Origin of the sequence: Hyphobacterium sp. (assembly GCF_043584775.1) — a bacterium.
Classification (GTDB): Bacteria; Pseudomonadota; Alphaproteobacteria; order Caulobacterales; family Maricaulaceae; genus Hyphobacterium.
The window spans coordinates 1,546,540-1,564,890 of sequence record NZ_CP121327.1; the positions used below are offsets into that span (position 1 = coordinate 1,546,540).

The following is an 18,351-nucleotide window of genomic DNA, read 5'->3' on the forward strand; positions in this document are numbered from 1 at the left end:
CGTATGAGTATTTTCGAACCGGACCAGAAACAATCGGCCTTGATGATGAAACGAATTCTAACCGCCTCACTTGCCCTGGCGCTCTCCGCATTTGGCAGCGCCTGCGCTCACGCCCAGCAAGTTGAAGGCATCGCCGCTCTGGTGAATGATTATCCCATCACGACGGTGGATGTGCGCAACCGCATGCGCCTGATCATTGCCTCGGCCGGCGTTCAGCCCACGCCGGAAGCGCTGGCCCGGATCCAGGATCAGGCGATCCGGTCACTGGTCGATGAAACCCTGCAATTACAAGCGGCTGGCGAGTATGAAGTCGCGGTCGATCCGGCTGAAGTCGATGCCGCCATCCAGAATATCGCCGTCCAGAACGATACAGACCCGTCGCAGATCGAACGCGATCTGGCGCAAAGCGGCATTGCCGTTTCCACGCTCCGCCGTCAGCTGGAAGCGGAAATCGCCTGGCAGATTCTGGTGGGTGGCCGCTATTCCAACCGCATCCGGATTTCGACCCAGCAGATCGAGGCCACTCTGGAGCGGGTCGCCGAATCCGCGTCCGAGCCGCAATACCGGCTGGCCGAGATTTTCCTGGAAATCCCGGTATCATCGGACGAATCCGAAGCCCAGCAGCGCGCCGTCGCCGTGATGACGCAGCTCAGCCAGGGCGCGCCGTTTCAGTCCGTCGCCCAGCAATTTTCCGATGCACCCTCAGCGGCCAATGGCGGCGAGATCGGCTGGATGCTGACCGGTCAGATGCGCCCGGAAGTCGCACAGGTCGCGCAAGCCTTGCAGCCGGGCCAGCTATCCCGGCCTTTCCGGGTTCCCGGCGGCCTGATGATCATTGCGCTCATTGATCAGCGCGAAGGCACGACGTCGATCATGTATGATCTGGTTCAGGTCACCTTGCCGACCAGCCGCGTCACCGATGACTCGGTTGCCGCGCTTCAGCGCGCGGTTTCACGGATTTCCAATTGCGACCAGATTGATTCCGCGATTGAAAATGTCGAAGGCGCCTTCTCGTCGCGTCTCGGACAGATCTCGCTCGATGCCCTGTTGCCGCAGGTCGCCGATCCGCTGTCTGGGCTGGCGGTCGGCGAGAATACCGGCGTGCTGGAATCGGCTGCCGGCCGGCAGGTCTATTTTGTCTGTGACCGCTCCATTGGCGGTCCTGGCGTTCCCAGCCGTGACGATATCGAACGTCAGCTGCGTAACCAGCAACTCTCCATGCTGGCGCGCCGCTGGCTGCGCGATCTGCGCCGCGATTCCACGATCGAAATCCGCTAATGACGGCGCCACTGGCGCTGACGATGGGCGATCCGGCTGGCGTCGGACCGGAAATCACAATTGCGGCCTGGACCGCGCTGAAGGATAGCGGGCCGGCCTTTTTCGTGATCGGTGATCCCGCGCTCTATGACGGCCCGGTCAAAGTCATCCAGACCCCGGCGCAAGCCGCCGATTTCTTCTCCACGGCCCTGCCCGTTCTGCCCGCCCTGCTTCAGAAACCCGCCATTGCCGGCAAGGCTGACAGCGCGCACGCCGCGGCCATCCTGTCGTCCATTGAAATGGCGGTCGAGTTGTCGGCCAGTGGGCTGGCGTCCGGCCTTGTGACCAATCCCATTTCGAAATCCGTGCTTTATGCGGCGGGATTCAAGCATCCCGGCCATACCGAGTTTGTGGCCATGCTGACGCAGAACCTCAAACAGTCCGGCCCGCGCGGGCCGGTGATGATGCTGGCCGGAAAGCATTTGCGGGTTGCGCTCGTCAGTATCCATACCTCGCTGAAAGAAGCGATATCCGGGCTGAATGCGGAAGCGATCATCCAGACCGCCCGCGTCGCCGCCTATACGCTGCAACAGGACTTCGGCATCACATCGCCCCGGCTGGCGCTGGCGGGGCTGAACCCGCATGCCGGTGAAGGCGGATCGCTCGGCCGCGAGGAAATCACCATCATCACACCGGCCGCCGATGCGCTGCGCGCGGACGGCATTGATATCGTCGGCCCACTGCCGCCCGATGCGATGTTCCATGAAGAGGCCCGCGCCAAATATGATGCCGCCATCTGCCTCTATCATGATCAGGGACTGATCCCGTTCAAGGCGCTGGATTTCTGGGGCGGGGTGAATGTCACGCTCGGCCTGCCGGTGATACGGACCTCGCCCGATCATGGCACCGGCTTTGACATTGCCGGCAAGGGCATTGCCCGGGCCGATAGCCTGATTGCCGCGATCCAGCTGGCCGCCGACATGGCCGCCCGGCGCGCCGCATGACCACGCCCCCGCCTCTGCGCGAGATGATCGCGGAATACGGATTGCGCGCGGACAAATCCTTTGGCCAGCATTTCCTGCTCGACCTCAATCTGACCAGCAAGATTGCCAGCCTGTGCGAGGATGTTTCCGATGCCACGCTGATCGAGGTCGGCCCCGGCCCCGGCGGGCTGACCCGGCCCTTGCTGGAGCTGGGACCGAAACGCATGGTGGCGATCGAGATGGACCGGCGCTTCATTCCCGCGCTGGAGGCCACGGGTGAGTATTACGACACGCCGTTCGAGATCATCGAGGGCGATGCGCTGAAAGTGGATGAGGCCACTATCATTGGCGATGGCCCGGCCATTATTGCCTCCAACCTGCCCTATAATGTCGGCACACCGCTTTTCATCAAATGGCTGAAGGCCGATCCGGTTTTCTGGCGGCGTCTCGTCCTGATGTTCCAGAAGGAAGTTGCCGAACGCATCGTCGCGCCGGTCGGGGCCAAATCCTATGGACGCCTGGCCATTCTGACCGCCGCAATGGCGTCAGCGCGCATCGTGCTTAAGGCCCCGGCGCGGGCCTTTACGCCGCCACCGAAAGTGGAAAGTGCCGTGATCGTTGTCGAACCTCTCCCGGAGGATCAACGCTTTACGGATCTGACTGCGCTGGAGGCGGTGACGGAAAGCGCCTTTGGTCAACGGCGCAAGACGTTGCGCAAGAGTCTGGGTGTAGCCGCAGGAAAGGCCAACACCTCATCGGAAACCCTGCTGACGGCAGCCGGAATTGATCCCGGCGCGCGGGCGGAGACGATTCCGCCGGAGGGATTTTTCGACCTGGCGCGCGCGTGGCGGGCCGCGAAGGGGTAAGGATGGTTGTACCTCGCCCTTCGAGGCTCTCCCGGACAAATTCCGGGCTCGCACCTCAGGGTGAGGTGCTGACCGCAGGTCAGCCTCGAAGCACGCAAGGTTCAGCGCCGCTCCTTCATCAATTCCTTGACGAAACCGCGCAGCCACGGGCGGCGCGTCCGGCGCAGGCGTTCTGCGCGCAGGATCATTTCGAGCTCTTCCAGTGCGCCGGAAAAATCCTCATTGACGATGACATAGTCGTATTCCTCCCAATGGGAGATTTCCGCCTCGGCGCGTTCCATCCGGCCATTGATGGTGGCTTCTGAATCCTGCGCCCGCTTGCGCAGACGGTCTTCCAGAAGCTTCAGGGAAGGCGGCAGGATAAAGACCCGCACAACATCGCGCGGCGCTTTTTTCGCCAGCTGCTGGGCCCCTTGCCAGTCGATATCGAAGACGACGTCCCGGCCATCGGACAGGGCCTCCTCGACCGCCTTTTTCGGCGTGCCGTAGTAATGATCGAAGACCCTGGCGTGCTCGAAAAAGCCATCCTCGGCGATCTGTTTTTCAAAGGCGGCATGGTCGGTGAAGAAATAGTCTTCGCCATCCACCTCCCCCGGACGGGGGGCGCGCGTCGTTGACGAGACCGACAGAACCACGTCGGGATGATGCATGATGAGACGTTTGGAGAGCGTCGTTTTGCCGGCACCGGACGGGCTGGACAAAACCAGCATCATGCCACGACGGCCGCCACGGAATCGCGGCGCGGACGGTCGGCTATTCGACATTCTGTATCTGCTCCCGGAACTGATCCACGGCCGCCTTCAGCGCCAACCCGATACGGGTCAGCTCCGAATCGCCGGACTTGGAGCATAGCGTGTTGACCTCGCGATTGAACTCCTGAGACAGGAAATCCAGCTTGCGGCCCACAGGCGAGCCTTGCGCCAGCAAGTCGCGCGCGCTGTCAATATGAGCAGTCAGGCGGTCGAGTTCCTCGCGAATATCCGCTTTGACGGCCAGCAAGGCGGCTTCCTGCGCCAAGCGGTCCTCGGGAATGTCGCCGTCGAGAAAGTCCTGCAGCTTGGCGCGGAACTTGTCGCGGATCATATCAGGCCGGGTTGCGGCCAGATTCGCGGCCTGTTCACGGAAGGCGACGATTTCGTCCAGCACGGTGGTCAGAATGCCGGACAAGGCCGCACCCTCCTCCCGGCGTACTGCATGCAGCGCTGCGAGCGCCTCATCGAAGCAGACCAGAATGGCGCCATGCAGCGCCTCGGCATCATCGTCGCTGGCGTCTTCTTCGGACCGGAGCACACCCTTGATGGCCAGCAAGCCGTCAAAGCTCGGCGCGCTGACCTCGCCACGGGCGACATAGTCGCGGCTCGCTGCAATCAGGCCCTCAAGGCGCGCCGTGTCGATGGCAATCGCGCCATCTGACTGATCGCGCGACAGGGTCAGGCTGGCTTGAATATTTCCGCGGGAAAAAGTCGCCTTGGCGCGCTCACGGGCGGCCTGTTCCAGCGCGTCATATCCGGGCGGCGTGCGAAAGCGCACCTCCAGCCCCTTGCCATTCACGCTCTTCAATTCCCAGGTAAACGTCCATTGCGCCAGCTGCCCGCTGGCACGGGCAAAGCCTGTCATTCCGGAAAGCCGGGCCATCAGCGACGCTCCCTTTCGATGCGGCGCCAGTTCGCCACATTCCGCTGGTGTTCGCGATAGGTGGCGGCAAAGGCGTGCCCGCCCGTGCCGTCCGCCACAAAGAAGAGATAATCGGATTCGGGCGGATTGAGGACGGCGGCAATGGCATCGCGTCCCGGATTGGCAATCGGCGTCGGCGGCAGGCCATCGACAAAGTAGGTGTTGTAGGGATTGTTCGCATTATCCAGTTCGGATCGGCGGATCCCCCGGCCCAGCGGTTCACCGCCGGTAATGCCGTAAATAATGGTCGGGTCGCTCTCCAGACGCATGCCACGGCGCAGGCGGTTGACGAAGACGGAGGCCACCAGCGGGCGCTCTGACGCGACGCCGGTCTCCTTTTCAACGATGGAAGCGAGAATGATCGCCTCTTCGATCGTATCGAAAGGCAAGTCCTCTGCGCGCCCGGCCCAGAGCTGGTCCAGCAGGGCCTGCTGGTCCGCGCGCATGCGATCCAGCACATCCTGACGGGAGGTGCCGCGCTGCACGAAATAGGTTTCCGGCAGAAGCGAGCCTTCAGGCGGTGTCTCCGCAATTGCGCCGGTGAGCACATCGGAGTCTTCGAGTATCCGAACGATCATCGCGCTGGTGCGGCCCTCCGGCACGGTCACCGGATAGGACAGGGTCTCGCCCGCGCGCAGCTGGTCATAGATGTCGAGCATGCTGGAGCGGGCCGGAATGGCGTATTCGCCAGCCTGCAGATCGCGGTCGCCGCCATCAATCGTCACCCAGATACGGAAAATCCGGGCATCTTCAATGACCCCTTCGCGCTCCAGCTGGTTCGCGATGGCGATCAGACCGGCGCCGCGCGGCAGGGTCAGAACGGTTTCGGTCTCAGCCGGACCGCTATCGGCCACTTCACTCTGAAGCCATTGCCAGCCGAACCAGGCACTCCCTGCAAGCGCGAGCGCGCCGCCAATAATCAGCACCAGCAGCCATAACAGGATTTTGCCCAACAGGCCGGAGGTCTTCTTTTTCGGTTTTTGCTCGCTCATCGCCGCGGATCAATCGACAGCGCGGAAGATGACAGACGCATTCGTGCCGCCAAATCCGAAGGAGTTGGACAAGGCTGCCTTGACCGGCTTCTCGACCGTTTTGTGAGGCGCAAGATTGATCGGCGTCTCAACAGACGGATTGTCCAGGTTGAGCGTCGGCGGGCAGATGCCGTCGCGCATGGCGAGGATGGAGAAGATCGCCTCGACCGCTCCGGCGGCTCCCAACAAGTGGCCGATGGAGGATTTCGTCGAGGACATGACGATATCGCCCGCGGCATCGCCAAACAGACGCTCCACCGCCTTGAGTTCAATTTCGTCGCCCTTGGGCGTCGAGGTGCCATGGGCGTTGACGTAATCAATGTCGGACGCTTCCATCCCGGCATCTTTCAGCGCGGCGCGCATGGAGCGATAGCCGCCATTGCCGTCTTCGGCCGGCGCGGTGATGTGGAAGGCATCGCCGGACAGGCCATAGCCGGCCACTTCGGCATAAATCGTCGCGCCGCGCGCCTTGGCGCTTTCATATTCCTCGAGCACGAGCACGCCTGCGCCTTCGCCCATGACGAAACCGTCTCGGTCCGTGTCATAGGGGCGGGAGGCCTTTTCCGGCGTGTCATTGAAACCGGTCGACATGGCGCGCGCGGCCACGAAGCTGGCGACGCCGAGGCGGCAGATGGCGGCTTCTGCGCCGCCCGCCACCATCATGTCGGCATCCCCGTATTTGATCATCCGCGCCGCATCGCCAATGGCGTGGGCGCCGGTGGAGCACGCCGTCACCACGGCGTGGTTCGGGCCTTTGAGGCCATGACGGATCGAGACCTGGCCGGAGATCAGATTGATGATGATGCCGGGAATGACAAAGGGTGAAATCTTGCGGGGTCCGCGCTCCTTCAGGAGGACGGATGTCTCATAGATCGTGCTCAGACCACCCGTGCCCGACCCGATCATCACGCCCGCGCGTTCGGCCTGTTCGTCCGTTTCGGCCTTCCAGCCGGAATGTGCGATCGCCTGATCAGCGGCGGCAATACCGTAGAGAATGAATTCGTCGATGCGCTTTTGTTCACGCGGCGCCATGGTGGCATCGGGATCAAAGGCATGCGGATCATCCGCACCGCCGCCCCGGCCATCCTTGCGTGGAACAATGCCAGCGATCCGGCTTGCGAGATCGCTGGCATCAAAATGTTCAATGGGCTTTACGCCCGATTGTCCGGACAAGAGCCGCTTCCAGACAGGTTCGATTCCGCACCCCAGCGGCGAAACGATTCCCAGTCCGGTAACAACAACGCGGCGCATGATATCCGTGACTAGCCGGTTTTCTCGCTGATGAATTTCACAGCAGAACCAACCGTCGAGATGTGCTCTGCAGCATCATCCGGGATTTCGATGTCGAACTCTTCTTCGAACGCCATGACCAGCTCGACATTGTCGAGAGAGTCAGCGCCGAGATCGTCGATGAAAGACGCGGACTCTGTGACCTTGTCTTCTTCAACGTCGAGGTGCTCGACAACAATTTTCTTAACGCGGGCAAATACGTCGGACATAAGCGATTCCCTTCTGCAATCCTTCGTGAAACCTTAAGCGGGGCCGGGCGAGCCGTGAAGCGCCGAGTACAGACGCCTCTCCCCCCGAAATAATTTGTGCCGGGCAGTTAGCACGCAAAATCACACTTGACCAGACACGCTGCGCTTCGCCCTGCCCGGCCATTATTAGATCATGGCCATGCCGCCATTGACGTGCAAGGTCTGGCCCGTGACGTAATGGGCCTCATCACTCGCCAGATAGGCCACAGCGGCCGCGATATCATCGCCCGAGCCAAGATCATTGGCGGGGATTTTGGAGAGGATGGCCGCGCGTTGCTGGTCATTCAGCGCATCGGTCATGGGCGAGGCAATAAAGCCGGGAGCGACGCAGTTCACGGTGACGCCGCGCGCCGCGACTTCCTGGGCCAGGGATTTGGAAAAGCCGATCATGCCGGCCTTGGAGGCGCAATAATTCGCCTGCCCCGGATTGCCCATCACACCGACAACGGAGGTAATTCCGATGATGCGGCCAAAGCGCGCCTTCATCATGCCGCGCATGGCGGCGCGGGAGAGGCGGAAATAGCTCTCCAGATTGATCTTCAGGACCTGTTCCCAGTCCTCGTCCTTCATCCGCATCAACAGGCCGTCCTTGGTGATGCCGGCATTGGCCACCAGAATATCCAGACCGCCCATGGCTTCTGCCGCCTGTTTGGGCAGCGCATCGACCGCCTCGCCATCGCCGAGATTACAGGCAATGGCATGCACGCGCTCGCCCAGCTCGGCTTTCAATTCGTCGAGTTTTTCCTGGCGTGTGCCGGAAATGGTGACCGTGGCGCCCTGCGCGTGCAGGGCTTTGGCGATTGCGCCGCCGATCCCGCCGGTGGCGCCGGTGACCAGAGCGGTTTTTCCTTCAAGTGAGAACATGGGTCTTTACCTCAATCTAGGTGAAACTCGTTATCGCGATAACAATCAATGCGAAAGCTGAAACCGCCAACCAAGCCCATCCAGCCGGCGTGGGCCGCGATCTGATGAAACGCGAAATCGCAAACACAGCAGGCGAGCCAACAAAGGCAAAGCCAAACCACTGAATCCGTCCGTCAGAAAACTCGGCGGTGAATGCCATCCAAAGCGCGTAAACCGAACCGGCCAATACGAGCGCATCGAGAACGAAAGCTGGCCAATACGCCCAGGATTCGCGCTGGCGACGTTTCGCTGACAGGCGTTTTTGAACAGCCTCTTTTGAATAGTCTGGATTTGTGCCGTCAGACACCGTTCAGCCTTTCAGGGACGACGCAAAGGCGTCCAGATTATCAGGGGTGATGAGCGGCGTGCCACTCGCATCCGGCGCAGACCGGCGTAACATGCCAGACAGCACTTTTCCGCCAGCTTCGGCGAATTCGGTGATACCGCCCTCGCCCGCCATCCATTCAACGCTTTCGCGCCAGCGCACACGGCCCGTCACCTGCTCGACCAGCAGACCGCGGATGGCATCCGGGTCGCTTTCCGGGCGGGCGCGCACATTTACGACAACGGGCACGCTCGGCGCGTTGATCGTGGCGGCCGCCAGCGCTTCGGCCATGGCGTCAGCGGCCGGTTGCATCAAAGAGCAATGGAAGGGTGCGGAAACCGGCAGGGGCATGGCGCGCTTTACGCCTTTTTCCTTGGCAAATTCGATTGCCGCATCAACAGCGTCTTTCGCGCCGGAGATCACGATCTGGCCGGGCGCGTTGTCATTGGCAAACTGGCAAACGCCGTGCTGCGCACCAGCGTCGGCGGCGGCCTGGGCGGTTTCGATATCGGCACCGATCAGAGCGGCCATCGCCCCCTCGCCGACCGGTACGGCGGCCTGCATGGACTTGCCGCGCAGCTTCAGCAGTTTTGCCGCATCCGTGATTGACAAGGAGCCCGCAGCAGCCAGCGCGGAATATTCACCGAGGCTATGACCGGCGACGAATTTCGCGGCGGACACATCGATGCAGTACTGGCTTTCCAGAACGCGCATCACCGCCAGCGAAGCCGCCATGATGGCGGGCTGGGCATTTTCGGTCAGGGTCAGGTCTTCCAGCGGACCATCCGCCATCAGGTGAGAGAGTTTCTGGCCCAGCGCCTCGTCCACCTCGTCGAGCACGTCCTTTGCCGCCGGAAAGGCGCCGGCCAGCTCTGTGCCCATGCCCACGGCCTGCGAGCCCTGTCCTGGAAATACGAATGCCAGTGTCATCTCGGAACTCCCTCAACTTCGCTGCGGGACTCGATAAACAGCATGGCGGCTTTAATCAATCGCCGGAGGTCAGCCAGGCCAGTGCCGCATCGCGGTCACGAAACACCCGGCTCTTCAGCCCCGGCACGTCTGTCGCCATCATTTCGAACAGTTTGATGATGGCCAGATCGAGGTCCTTTTCCACCAGAATGGCTTCTTTCAAACCCTTGTATTTGCCCGAACGCGCCTGCGTCATCGCCGGTATCAGCACCTCGCTATAGCCCTGGAATGTAAACTCGCTGAAATCGGCGTTGGCGCTGGCAATGCCGAGAATCTGACTGTCGTCATTCCATTCCGGCCGCGCCATGCAGTCGGGAATGTAGGCGGCGATCTCCTCCACGGTCATTCTGCCATGGGTGCGCATCTCGAAGACATTATGTTCGGGCAGGTATCGGATCGTACAGGGCATGGGCGACTTCCGTTCAGGCCTCTTGGCCGGCTGGCGCCCCTCCCCCGGCACCATGAATATTAGCAGATTGCCCCGCCGCATCCCAGCATTCGCTGGTTGCAGCCCCTGTCGCCGCTATTGCCGACGCTTTCCGTTCGCACAAGCCTTGCCTGCAGCGGTAAATCCGTCAGACTTACGCCATGCGCCCACGTCCCTCTCTCGCCCGCCGGTTTCTGTTTGCCGTGATTTTTCTCGCCGCCGGGAGCGCCATTCTGATGGCCATCGCCTGGTGGAAGAACCCGCCCGAGCGCTGCGTGGAGCGCGGCGGCACCTGGCATTGGGATGGGCGACATTGTGAAGAGTCCGGCAACGACGCCTGATTTGCGCTGCTGCGGCCTTTTAGCTATTTTAGCCAAAATAGCTAAAATGGACAAAGCCCATGAAGACCTACACCGCGACCGAAGCCAAAAACAAATTCGGGCAATTGCTGGATGATGCCCAGCGCGAGCCGGTGCGGATTGAAAAGCATGGGCGACGTCCCATGGTTGTCATGACCGAGGAAGCCTACGAATTCCATCTACTTATGCAACAACCGGAAATTCGCGAAGCGGTGAGCGAAGGATTTGCGCAAGCAGATCGCGGAGAAACGGTTGACGGCCGAACAGCTCTGCTTCGGCTGAAGGAAGAAATAGCGAACAGCGCGGTTGCCAGCGCCGATGACTGACTATTCGCTGACCGAGGCGGCCATCAGCGATTTGAGCCAGATTTCCCGTTACACAATCGAGAACTGGGGGCCCCGTCAGGCCAACGCCTACATTAAAAAAGCCTTTGAGACATTCGAGATGCTATCTCGCTTCCCGGCGCTCGCGTCGCGCGCGGATGAGTATTTCAATGGGCGCGTCTTTTTTTACAAGCATCATTTCATTGTATTCCGTGAAACAGAGAACGGTATTGAAATCCTGCGTATCCTTCATGAACGCATGAACCGATAATACCTCCCCCACTTGCCTCCTGCGCGGCTTTCGCCTATACGCCCGCCTTCGAACGAATGCGGTCCTTTCTCCCGTCTGTAACGTGCGCACAGGGCGCATGGGAAAAGGAGCCACCGCAGATCATCCCGACCCTTCGGTTGATCCGCGCCGCATTCATGAGAGAAGGGAGTACCGACATGGCTCTGTATGAGCATGTATTCATTGCGCGTCCGGACATTTCTCCGGCGCAGGTTGAGTCTCTGACCGAAGAGCTCAAAACCCTCATCGAGGAAAAAGGCGGCAAAGTCGGCAAGACCGAATACTGGGGTCTTCGCAACCTGGCTTACCGTGTGCACAAGCACCGCAAGGGCCATTACGGCCTGATCGACATCGACGCCAATGGCGACGTGCTCAACGAGCTCGACCGCCGTCAGCGCCTGTCGGACGACATCATCCGTCACATGACGGTGAAGGTCGACGCGCACACGGAAGAGCAATCTGCCATCCTGTCCAAAAAAGACGACCGGCGCCGCCGGGAACAGCGTCGCTAGGCCGAGGGAGACACACACATGTCTGATCTGAATATTTCCAATATTCCGGCCCGCCGCCCGTTCCAGCGCCGCCGGAAAGTCTGTCCGTTCTCCGGCGAGCATGCGCCGGCGATCGACTACAAGGATCCCAAGCTGCTGCAGCGTTACATGTCGGAAAAGGGCAAGATCGTCCCGGCCCGCATCACCGCTGTTTCGGCCAAGAAGCAACGTGAACTGGCCCGCGCCATCAAGCGCTCCCGCCAGATGGCAATCCTGCCCTACGCGGTCGATTAAGGAGAGAGACGATGCAAGTTATTCTTCTTGAACGCGTCGGAAATCTGGGCGGTATTGGCGACGAAGTGACGGTAAAATCCGGCTTCGCCCGCAATTACCTCCTGCCTCAAGAGAAGGCGCTTCGTGCGAATGAAGCCAATCGCAAGCGTTTTGAAGCGCAGCGCGAAATCCTTGAGAAACGCAACGAAGAACGTCGCGATGAAGCCGCCAAGTCGGCTGACGGCATTGATGGGGAAACCTTCATCATGATCCGTCAAGCTGGCGAAACCGGTCAGCTTTACGGTTCGGTTTCGAGCCGTGACATCGCGGAAATCGTGACCACGGACGACGTCAAGGTCGGCCGCTCCATGGTTGTTCTGAACGTCCCGATCAAAACGCTGGGTCTGCATGATGTCGAAATCAAGCTGCACCCGGAGGTCACGATCACCGTGACGATCAATATCGCGCGAACCGAGGATGAAGCCGAACGTCAGGCCTCGGGTGAAGATGTGATCGCAGCCCAGGCTGACGAAGATCGCGCCATCGCCGAAGCCCAGGCCGCCGAGCTGTTTGAAGCCGGTGCCGAGCCGGAAGATCTGATCGCGGCCGAAGACAATGCTGAAGTCGAGGCGGACGCCGAAGCAGAAGCAGCCGGGGAAGACGAAACGGCGTAAGCCTTTCCACCTTCCTTGCAAGGATCAAAGGCGGGTCGCTTGGCCCGCCTTTTTTCTTTGCGTGCGACTCGAGTTATCCACAGTCGTGCAGTTTCCTGTTGGCGATCTGAAAAACCCCAATGTCAACTCCAAACGCGCGCTTGTCGCGCTTTAAGATATCGTTAAGACAAGCCCCATGGCGATACATGACCTCCCCCATCCGGAAGATGCCGGAACCGATACTGCCCCTCACAATATCGAGGCCGAGCAGGCGTTTCTGGGTGCGTTGATGTATGACAATGAAGTGCTGCACCGGGTCAGTGACTGGCTCCGCGCCGAGCATTTCTATGACCCGGTCCACGGTCGTGTCTTTCAGGCGATTTCGGATCGCATCCAGCGCGGCGCACTGGCCGATGCCATTGTTCTCAAATCGGATTTCGAACGCGATGGCGGTCTGAAAGAGATCGGCGGCGCCTCCTATCTGGCCCTGCTTCTGGAGAGTGCATCCGACGCCGTCGCCGCGATTGAATACGCCCAGCTCATCTATGATCTGGCGCTGCGCCGGGCGCTGATCCGCGTCAGTGCAGAACTCTCTCACGAGGCCACCGACGCAACTCCGGAAACCCATGCCCGGCATCTGATCGAGACCGCTGAACGCAAGTTGTTCGAACTGGCTGAAACCGGCGGCAATCAGCGTGGCTTCATCAGCTTCAAGGACGCCCTGACAGAATCCGTGGAGATGGCTGCAGCGGCGTACGAGCGTGAAGGCGGGCTTTCGGGTATTTCCTCGGGTCTGAAGGCCATGGATGCCAAACTGGGAGGGCTGCACTCGTCCGACCTGATCATTCTCGCGGGCCGCCCCTCCATGGGGAAAACGGCGCTGGCGACCAATATCGCCTTCTCGATCGCGCGCGCCTACCAGTATCAGACCATGCCCGATGGGGCGAAGAAGACGGAAAGCGGCGGCGTGGTCGGCTTCTTCTCGCTGGAGATGAGCGCCGAACAGCTCGCCACCCGTCTGATCGCGGATTATACCGGCATTCCCGGTTATCAGATCCGCCGCGGCGATATTGACCCGGCGCAGTATGAAGAAATCCGCGATGCGGTGCTCGATATCCAGAGCCTGCCCTTTTACATCGACGATACGGGTGGTCTGTCCATCGGCGCGCTGTGCGCCCGGGCCCGGCGGTTGAAACGCCTGCACGGGCTGGATGTCATCGTGGTCGACTACCTGCAGCTGGTGACCGCGTCTGCCAGCAAGGCCAGTCAGGGCCGGGTGCAGGAAATCTCCGAAGTCACCCAGGCTTTGAAAGCGCTGGCGAAGGAACTCTCCGTGCCAGTGATCGCTTTGTCCCAGCTGAGCCGTCAGGTGGAGCAGCGCGAAGACAAGAAGCCCCAGCTGTCCGACCTGCGTGAATCCGGCTCGATCGAGCAGGACGCGGACGTCGTGATGTTTGTGTACCGGGAATCCTACTACAAGGAACGCGAGAAGCCGACCGAAGGCACGCCGGAATATCTCGCCTGGGAAGAGGAATTCCGGCAGATCGAACGCAATGCCGAAGTCATCATCGGCAAGCAGCGTCATGGCCCGATCGGCACGGTCGAACTGGCATTCGATGGCGCCCGCACGAAGTTCTCCGATCGCATCCAGGATGATCGCTATGACGGGGCCGCGCACTAGCGCATTGCCGCCTTCGGCCCGGGAATTGCGACGCTAACCTTTCGTTAAGTCGAAAGGCTCGCCAGTGTATCAAGTTGACGCAATCAGAACTGACAGGCTGACGCACGAAGATCGTGCGCGCTGGATTGCGGCCCTGGCAGACGCCGACTTTGTCTCGCCGCTATTGCATCCCGATTTCACCGTTCTGGTTGGAACCACGCGGGCTGATGCAAGAATTCTGATTGCAACCGACAAGGCCGCCCGGAAAGCCTTTCTGCCGATTCACAAGCTGGCTTTCGGATTTGCGCGGCCGATCGGCTCGGTTTTTTCCGACTATCACGGCCTGATCGCCGAGCCGGCTTTCCGCGGAAACATTTCCAGCGTTCTGGCCGGTGCCGGTCTGCGCGCCTTTCGCTATTTTTCACTCGTCAATTCCCGGGCCGACAGCCCTCATGAAGGTGCCTATGCCGATGCGTCCATCAGTGATCTGACGACGCTGGTTCAGGACAACAGCGCCTCGCGCGCCAAGACCTTACGCCGTCTTGACCGCAAGCTGGAACGTGAAGTTGGCGATGTCGTCCTCGAAATCGGCGATACGGATACCGCCGCGTACGCCCAATTGCTGCACTGGAAGTCGCAACAATTCATCGCCACTGCCCGCCACGATGTGCTGGGTGTCAGCTGGGCGCGGAAGATGCTCGACACGCTGCAAACCTGCCAGACCGGCGATCTGACTGGCTGTCTGGTCACATTGCGAGCCGGAGACCATCTGGTAGCGGCCGAATTCGGACCGCGCTGGAATGGCATTTTCCATCCCTGGATCGCGGCCTATGATTCCGATTACGCGGCCTACTCACCCGGCAATATTCTGGTGAAACGCCTGCTCGACAACATGCAGCAAAACGGGCTGCACCGCTATGATCTGGGGCCTGCCGATGCCGGGTACAAATCCGGATTTGCCAACGGGACGGTCGCACTGGCTGAAGGCAGTTTGCGCGCAAAAGGCCAACGCCTGACGCCGCGCCTGACATCCGGCAGCCACCTCGTGAACAAGGTGGCCCGCAGATGGGAACAGATCCTTCTCAGCGAACCGACCGTCAAGGGCCGTCTGACCGGCGCCGCGCTGGCTGCCGCTTCGCTGATGCGATCCTAGGAGAGGCACATGCCGGAAACGACTGATCATATCGGCCCTCTCGTCTCGTTTGGCGCTGCGGCCCTGTTTGCCGGATTTATCCTGCTTCGCGCCATCTGGCTGAAAACCGAAGGCTTGCAGCATGCGCTGCGCTCGGTGCCGATACTGATGGCAGGCGGACTGATCGGTGCGGGCGCTCTCCTCAGCGTGTTTCACAATCGCTCGGGCGAGCCACTGGGCTGGCTGTTCGGATCGGAAGCCGTGGATTTCGGCTTTTCCGAATATGGCGTCGTCTTCGCGCTCTTTGGTATTGCGGCCATCTCTGCGCTGCTCGCAATCCGGCAGTCCGGCCTCAACCGCGTTCTGTTCGTGCTTCTGGGCCTGGCAGCGATAGTTATAGCGGGTGAGGAAATGAGCTGGGGCCAGTGGATTTTTGGCTGGTCAACGCCCGAAACACTGGCGGCGGTCAACCTCCAGAATGAAACCAATCTGCACAATCTGGTCGATCCGCGTCTCTACGACATTGTCTATGCCGCCATTGGCTGGAGCACGCTGGTACTGGCGCTCATTGCCTATGGCTTCATCCAGTGCCCGCCCCATAGCCCGGACTTTGTCCTGCTGCGTTTGCTGCGGGCTGCCGGAGAGTGGCTTCGGAACAGCCGCTATGGCCTGATCACGACGATCAGCGCCGCCGTCCTGTTGCAGCACGAATTGTTCGAGGAGTATTCGGAATTCGTTTTCGGATTTGCCGCGCTTCTCTTCTTCCTTCACCTGATCAAGCCGGACGGTGAGCCGGCACACCGGGAGGTGTCTTATGCGTGATTTTCCTGAAACCACCACCGTTTTTGACCCGGCCACATTTGATGCGGAAACCCGCAATCAGTTCGGAGAGGTCGTGTCGGCCCATACGCACTCCCTCCATCGTGATGCCATGTTCACAGATGAGGGGCTGGCGGCCTTGCTGGACCGCTATCCGCGCGAGCATATTGGCGTTTACCGGATGGGCGATACGCCAGAAAGCTGGGAATGTGGCCGGCTCGGCAAGGTCACTGGCCAGCAGATGGTGCAGGCCGTCAAGGACGGGCGCATCTGGCTGAATCTGCGCGCCGCCGACCGCCGCGATCCGGAACTGGCCGAGATGAACCGGCGGATATTTGCCGAGCTGAAGGCGATCATCCCCGGTTTCCGGCCCTTCAACACCGATCTCGGGCTCTTGATCTCGTCACCGCGTGCGCGCGTTTTCTACCACCTTGATGTGCCGCGCGTCATGCTGCTGCATCTGCGTGGTCACAAATCCGTCTGGCTCTATCCGCGGGAAGAACCCTTTGTGGATGCGCATGGCCTCGAGGCGGTGGTCAGCGAGAAAACCGAAGAGGAAATTCCCTACTCGCCGGAATTCGACGCGGGCGGCGAATGTTTCCATCTCGCCCCCGGCGATATGGTTCACTGGCCGCAAAATGCGCCACACCGCATTGATAATGGTGATGATCTGAATGTCTCGCTGTCGATCGAATTCATGACACCGGTGGCGCAATTGCGGGCCAATACCATTCTGGCCAATGCCTGGCTGCGGGACCGGTTTGGATTGAAATCCCGGATCGAAGCGCGCCCGAATGCCGGCTGGCTGCCCAAAGTCCTGCTAGCGCGCGCCTTTCGCCTGCTGGAACCCCGGCATAAAAAGCCGACCGTTATCCCGCATACTTTCCTGCTGGAAGAGAGCTGATCCTTCACATCACAATGCGCTGATGATTGCAGTCCCGGCTTTGGATTTCCGGGCAAAGCCCCCATTCTGGACATTGAGTTCCGGGATGATTCGTTATGGCGCGTGCCGACAATCAGTATGTCTGTCAGTCTTGCGGGTCGGTTCATGCAAAATGGGCCGGCCGCTGCGATGATTGCGGCTCGTGGAATACGCTGATCGAGGAAGTCGCCTCTGCGCCCGTCGGCACCGCAGCCAAGAGCAAGAAAGCGGGCCGGCGCGGCCGGCTGGAGCTGGTCACGCTGGACGGGGATGGCGGCGAGCTGCCGCGTCATCAAAGCCGGATTGCCGAGTTTGACCGTGTCTGCGGTGGCGGCATTGTGCCCGGCTCGGCCCTTTTGGTGGGCGGTGATCCCGGCATTGGCAAATCGACCCTGCTGCTGCAGGCCGTGGCCAATCTCGCCAACAATGATGTCAGCACCATCTATGTGTCCGGCGAGGAAGCCGTGGATCAGGTCCGGCGGCGGGCGCGGCGGCTCGGTCTGGCGGACGCGCCGGTCGCGCTGGCAGCTGAAACCAATCTGGAAAACATTCTCGACGGGCTGAAGTCGGAAAAGCCGCAAATCGCGGTCATCGACTCGATCCAGACGCTGTGGACCGATCAGCTGGCCGCGGCGCCCGGGACCGTTGCGCAGGTACGCGCCTGCGCGCAGGAGCTGGTCCGGTTCGCCAAGAAATCCGGCTGCGCCATCGTGCTGGTCGGGCATGTCACCAAGGACGGACAGATTGCGGGTCCGCGCGTTGTCGAACACATGGTCGATGGCGTCCTCTATTTTGAAGGCGAGCGCAGCCACCAGTTCCGCATCCTGCGCGCGGTGAAGAACCGCTTCGGCCCGACCGATGAAATCGGCGTGTTCGAAATGGGCGAAGCGGGGCTGCAGGAAGTTGAAAACCCCTCCGCCCTTTTCCTGAATGATCGTGGCAACCAGACGCCGGGAGCGGCTGTCTTTGCCGGTATGGAAGGCACGCGACCCGTTCTGACCGAAATTCAGGCGCTGGTGGCGGCGTCGCCACTGGGCACGCCGCGTCGCACGGTTGTGGGCTGGGATTCCGGGCGGCTTTCCATGGTGCTGGCCGTCCTCGAAGCGCGATGCGGGCTTTCATTTGGCGGGCGTGACGTTTATCTGAATGTTGCAGGGGGCCTGAAGATCGGCGAACCGGCGGCGGATGTGGCCGTGGCGGCGGCGATTATCTCCTCTGCGCTCAACGCGCCTTTGCCCGTGGATGCTGTGGTATTTGGCGAGATGAGCCTTTCGGGTGATATTCGGGCCGTGGGCCGGAGTGAGGCGCGTTTGAAAGAAGCAGCGAAACTCGGTTTTTTACAGGCACTCGCCCCGCTGTCCGCCAGCGAGGGCAACCCGCCCGTTTCCGTGCGCGGACTGGGCGGCGTGGCCGACCTCGTCGCCACGATCAGCGCCTGGCAATTGGAGGACTAGCGG

Annotated in this window: 23 protein-coding genes; 14 read left to right on the forward strand and 9 right to left on the reverse strand. The window is 61.0% G+C overall.

The window, feature by feature from the left end:
- Positions 1–3: 3 nt before the first annotated feature.
- Genes P0D52_RS07620 through rsmA form a run of 3 tightly spaced genes read left to right on the forward strand, consistent with a single transcriptional unit; the run spans position 4 to position 3,106 of the window.
- Positions 4–1,278 carry a peptidylprolyl isomerase gene (locus tag P0D52_RS07620; RefSeq protein ID WP_394692071.1) on the forward strand — a complete coding sequence of 425 codons (1,275 nt, stop codon included), beginning with the start codon at positions 4–6 and terminating at the stop codon, positions 1,276–1,278.
- The gene (gene pdxA / locus P0D52_RS07625; RefSeq protein ID WP_394692072.1) at positions 1,278–2,261 is read left to right on the forward strand and encodes a 4-hydroxythreonine-4-phosphate dehydrogenase PdxA; all 984 of its coding nucleotides are present in this window, start codon (positions 1,278–1,280) and stop codon (positions 2,259–2,261) included. Before P0D52_RS07620 ends, pdxA begins: the two co-directional genes overlap by 1 nt.
- A complete protein-coding gene (gene rsmA, locus P0D52_RS07630; protein WP_394692073.1) occupies positions 2,258–3,106 on the forward strand; it encodes a 16S rRNA (adenine(1518)-N(6)/adenine(1519)-N(6))-dimethyltransferase RsmA in 849 nt (282 codons plus the stop codon). Before pdxA ends, rsmA begins: the two co-directional genes overlap by 4 nt.
- A gap of 101 nt (positions 3,107–3,207) precedes the next feature.
- Here the strand turns inward: rsmA and gmk are convergent, their stop codons facing one another.
- From gmk to P0D52_RS07675, 9 genes are all read right to left on the reverse strand, one after another.
- The gene (gene gmk, locus P0D52_RS07635) at positions 3,208–3,870 is read right to left on the reverse strand and encodes a guanylate kinase (protein ID WP_394692074.1); all 663 of its coding nucleotides are present in this window, start codon (positions 3,868–3,870) and stop codon (positions 3,208–3,210) included.
- Positions 3,860–4,741 carry a YicC/YloC family endoribonuclease gene (locus P0D52_RS07640; RefSeq protein WP_394692075.1) on the reverse strand — a complete coding sequence of 294 codons (882 nt, stop codon included), beginning with the start codon at positions 4,739–4,741 and terminating at the stop codon, positions 3,860–3,862. The genes gmk and P0D52_RS07640 overlap by 11 nt, the downstream gene beginning before the upstream one ends.
- Positions 4,741–5,772: an endolytic transglycosylase MltG gene (mltG, locus tag P0D52_RS07645; protein ID WP_394692076.1), complete on the reverse strand. Its 1,032-nt coding sequence runs from the start codon at positions 5,770–5,772 to the stop codon at positions 4,741–4,743. Before mltG ends, P0D52_RS07640 begins: the two co-directional genes overlap by 1 nt.
- A gap of 9 nt (positions 5,773–5,781) precedes the next feature.
- Positions 5,782–7,062, reverse strand: a complete 1,281-nt coding sequence (fabF, locus tag P0D52_RS07650) for a beta-ketoacyl-ACP synthase II (protein ID WP_394692077.1) — start codon at positions 7,060–7,062, stop codon at positions 5,782–5,784.
- Positions 7,063–7,073: 11 nt separating this feature from the next.
- Entirely contained in the window at positions 7,074–7,310 is a 237-nt protein-coding gene (locus P0D52_RS07655; protein ID WP_394692078.1) for an acyl carrier protein, read from the reverse strand.
- Positions 7,311–7,475: 165 nt separating this feature from the next.
- The gene (gene fabG / locus P0D52_RS07660) at positions 7,476–8,213 is read right to left on the reverse strand and encodes a 3-oxoacyl-[acyl-carrier-protein] reductase (RefSeq protein ID WP_394692079.1); all 738 of its coding nucleotides are present in this window, start codon (positions 8,211–8,213) and stop codon (positions 7,476–7,478) included.
- A gap of 16 nt (positions 8,214–8,229) precedes the next feature.
- Positions 8,230–8,559 carry a hypothetical protein gene (locus P0D52_RS07665; RefSeq protein WP_394692080.1) on the reverse strand — a complete coding sequence of 110 codons (330 nt, stop codon included), beginning with the start codon at positions 8,557–8,559 and terminating at the stop codon, positions 8,230–8,232.
- A 3-nt stretch (positions 8,560–8,562) separates the two neighbouring features.
- On the reverse strand, positions 8,563–9,507 hold the full coding sequence (gene fabD / locus P0D52_RS07670; RefSeq protein WP_394692081.1) for an ACP S-malonyltransferase: 945 nt from the start codon (positions 9,505–9,507) through the stop codon (positions 8,563–8,565).
- A 55-nt stretch (positions 9,508–9,562) separates the two neighbouring features.
- Positions 9,563–9,955, reverse strand: coding sequence for a hypothetical protein (locus tag P0D52_RS07675; RefSeq protein WP_394692082.1), 393 nt, complete (start codon positions 9,953–9,955; stop codon positions 9,563–9,565).
- A 179-nt stretch (positions 9,956–10,134) separates the two neighbouring features.
- Here P0D52_RS07675 and P0D52_RS07680 point away from each other — a divergent pair, with 179 nt between their 5' ends.
- The 11 genes from P0D52_RS07680 to radA all read left to right on the forward strand — a co-directional run bounded on the left by P0D52_RS07680 (position 10,135) and on the right by radA (position 18,348).
- Positions 10,135–10,314, forward strand: a complete 180-nt coding sequence (locus tag P0D52_RS07680) for a hypothetical protein (protein WP_394692083.1) — start codon at positions 10,135–10,137, stop codon at positions 10,312–10,314.
- Between the two features lie 59 nt (positions 10,315–10,373).
- Complete coding sequence (locus P0D52_RS07685; RefSeq protein ID WP_394692084.1) at positions 10,374–10,658, forward strand: type II toxin-antitoxin system Phd/YefM family antitoxin; 285 nt, start codon at positions 10,374–10,376, stop codon at positions 10,656–10,658.
- On the forward strand, positions 10,651–10,926 hold the full coding sequence (locus P0D52_RS07690; RefSeq protein ID WP_394692085.1) for a type II toxin-antitoxin system RelE/ParE family toxin: 276 nt from the start codon (positions 10,651–10,653) through the stop codon (positions 10,924–10,926). Before P0D52_RS07685 ends, P0D52_RS07690 begins: the two co-directional genes overlap by 8 nt.
- 176 nt (positions 10,927–11,102) lie before the next feature.
- Positions 11,103–11,456, forward strand: coding sequence for a 30S ribosomal protein S6 (rpsF, locus tag P0D52_RS07695; RefSeq protein ID WP_394692086.1), 354 nt, complete (start codon positions 11,103–11,105; stop codon positions 11,454–11,456).
- A gap of 18 nt (positions 11,457–11,474) precedes the next feature.
- Positions 11,475–11,729, forward strand: a complete 255-nt coding sequence (rpsR, locus tag P0D52_RS07700; RefSeq protein ID WP_109260157.1) for a 30S ribosomal protein S18 — start codon at positions 11,475–11,477, stop codon at positions 11,727–11,729.
- A gap of 11 nt (positions 11,730–11,740) precedes the next feature.
- Positions 11,741–12,382, forward strand: coding sequence for a 50S ribosomal protein L9 (gene rplI, locus P0D52_RS07705; protein WP_394692087.1), 642 nt, complete (start codon positions 11,741–11,743; stop codon positions 12,380–12,382).
- A 175-nt stretch (positions 12,383–12,557) separates the two neighbouring features.
- On the forward strand, positions 12,558–14,042 hold the full coding sequence (locus tag P0D52_RS07710) for a replicative DNA helicase (RefSeq protein ID WP_394692088.1): 1,485 nt from the start codon (positions 12,558–12,560) through the stop codon (positions 14,040–14,042).
- A gap of 64 nt (positions 14,043–14,106) precedes the next feature.
- Complete coding sequence (locus P0D52_RS07715) at positions 14,107–15,174, forward strand: GNAT family N-acetyltransferase (protein ID WP_394692089.1); 1,068 nt, start codon at positions 14,107–14,109, stop codon at positions 15,172–15,174.
- A 9-nt stretch (positions 15,175–15,183) separates the two neighbouring features.
- Entirely contained in the window at positions 15,184–15,975 is a 792-nt protein-coding gene (locus P0D52_RS07720; protein ID WP_394692090.1) for a hypothetical protein, read from the forward strand.
- Positions 15,968–16,876 (forward strand): hypothetical protein, encoded by a 909-nt coding sequence (locus P0D52_RS07725; protein ID WP_394692091.1) that lies wholly within the window; start codon positions 15,968–15,970, stop codon positions 16,874–16,876. The genes P0D52_RS07720 and P0D52_RS07725 overlap by 8 nt, the downstream gene beginning before the upstream one ends.
- A 95-nt stretch (positions 16,877–16,971) precedes the next feature.
- Positions 16,972–18,348, forward strand: a complete 1,377-nt coding sequence (radA, locus tag P0D52_RS07730; RefSeq protein ID WP_394692092.1) for a DNA repair protein RadA — start codon at positions 16,972–16,974, stop codon at positions 18,346–18,348.
- Positions 18,349–18,351 lie beyond the last annotated feature (3 nt).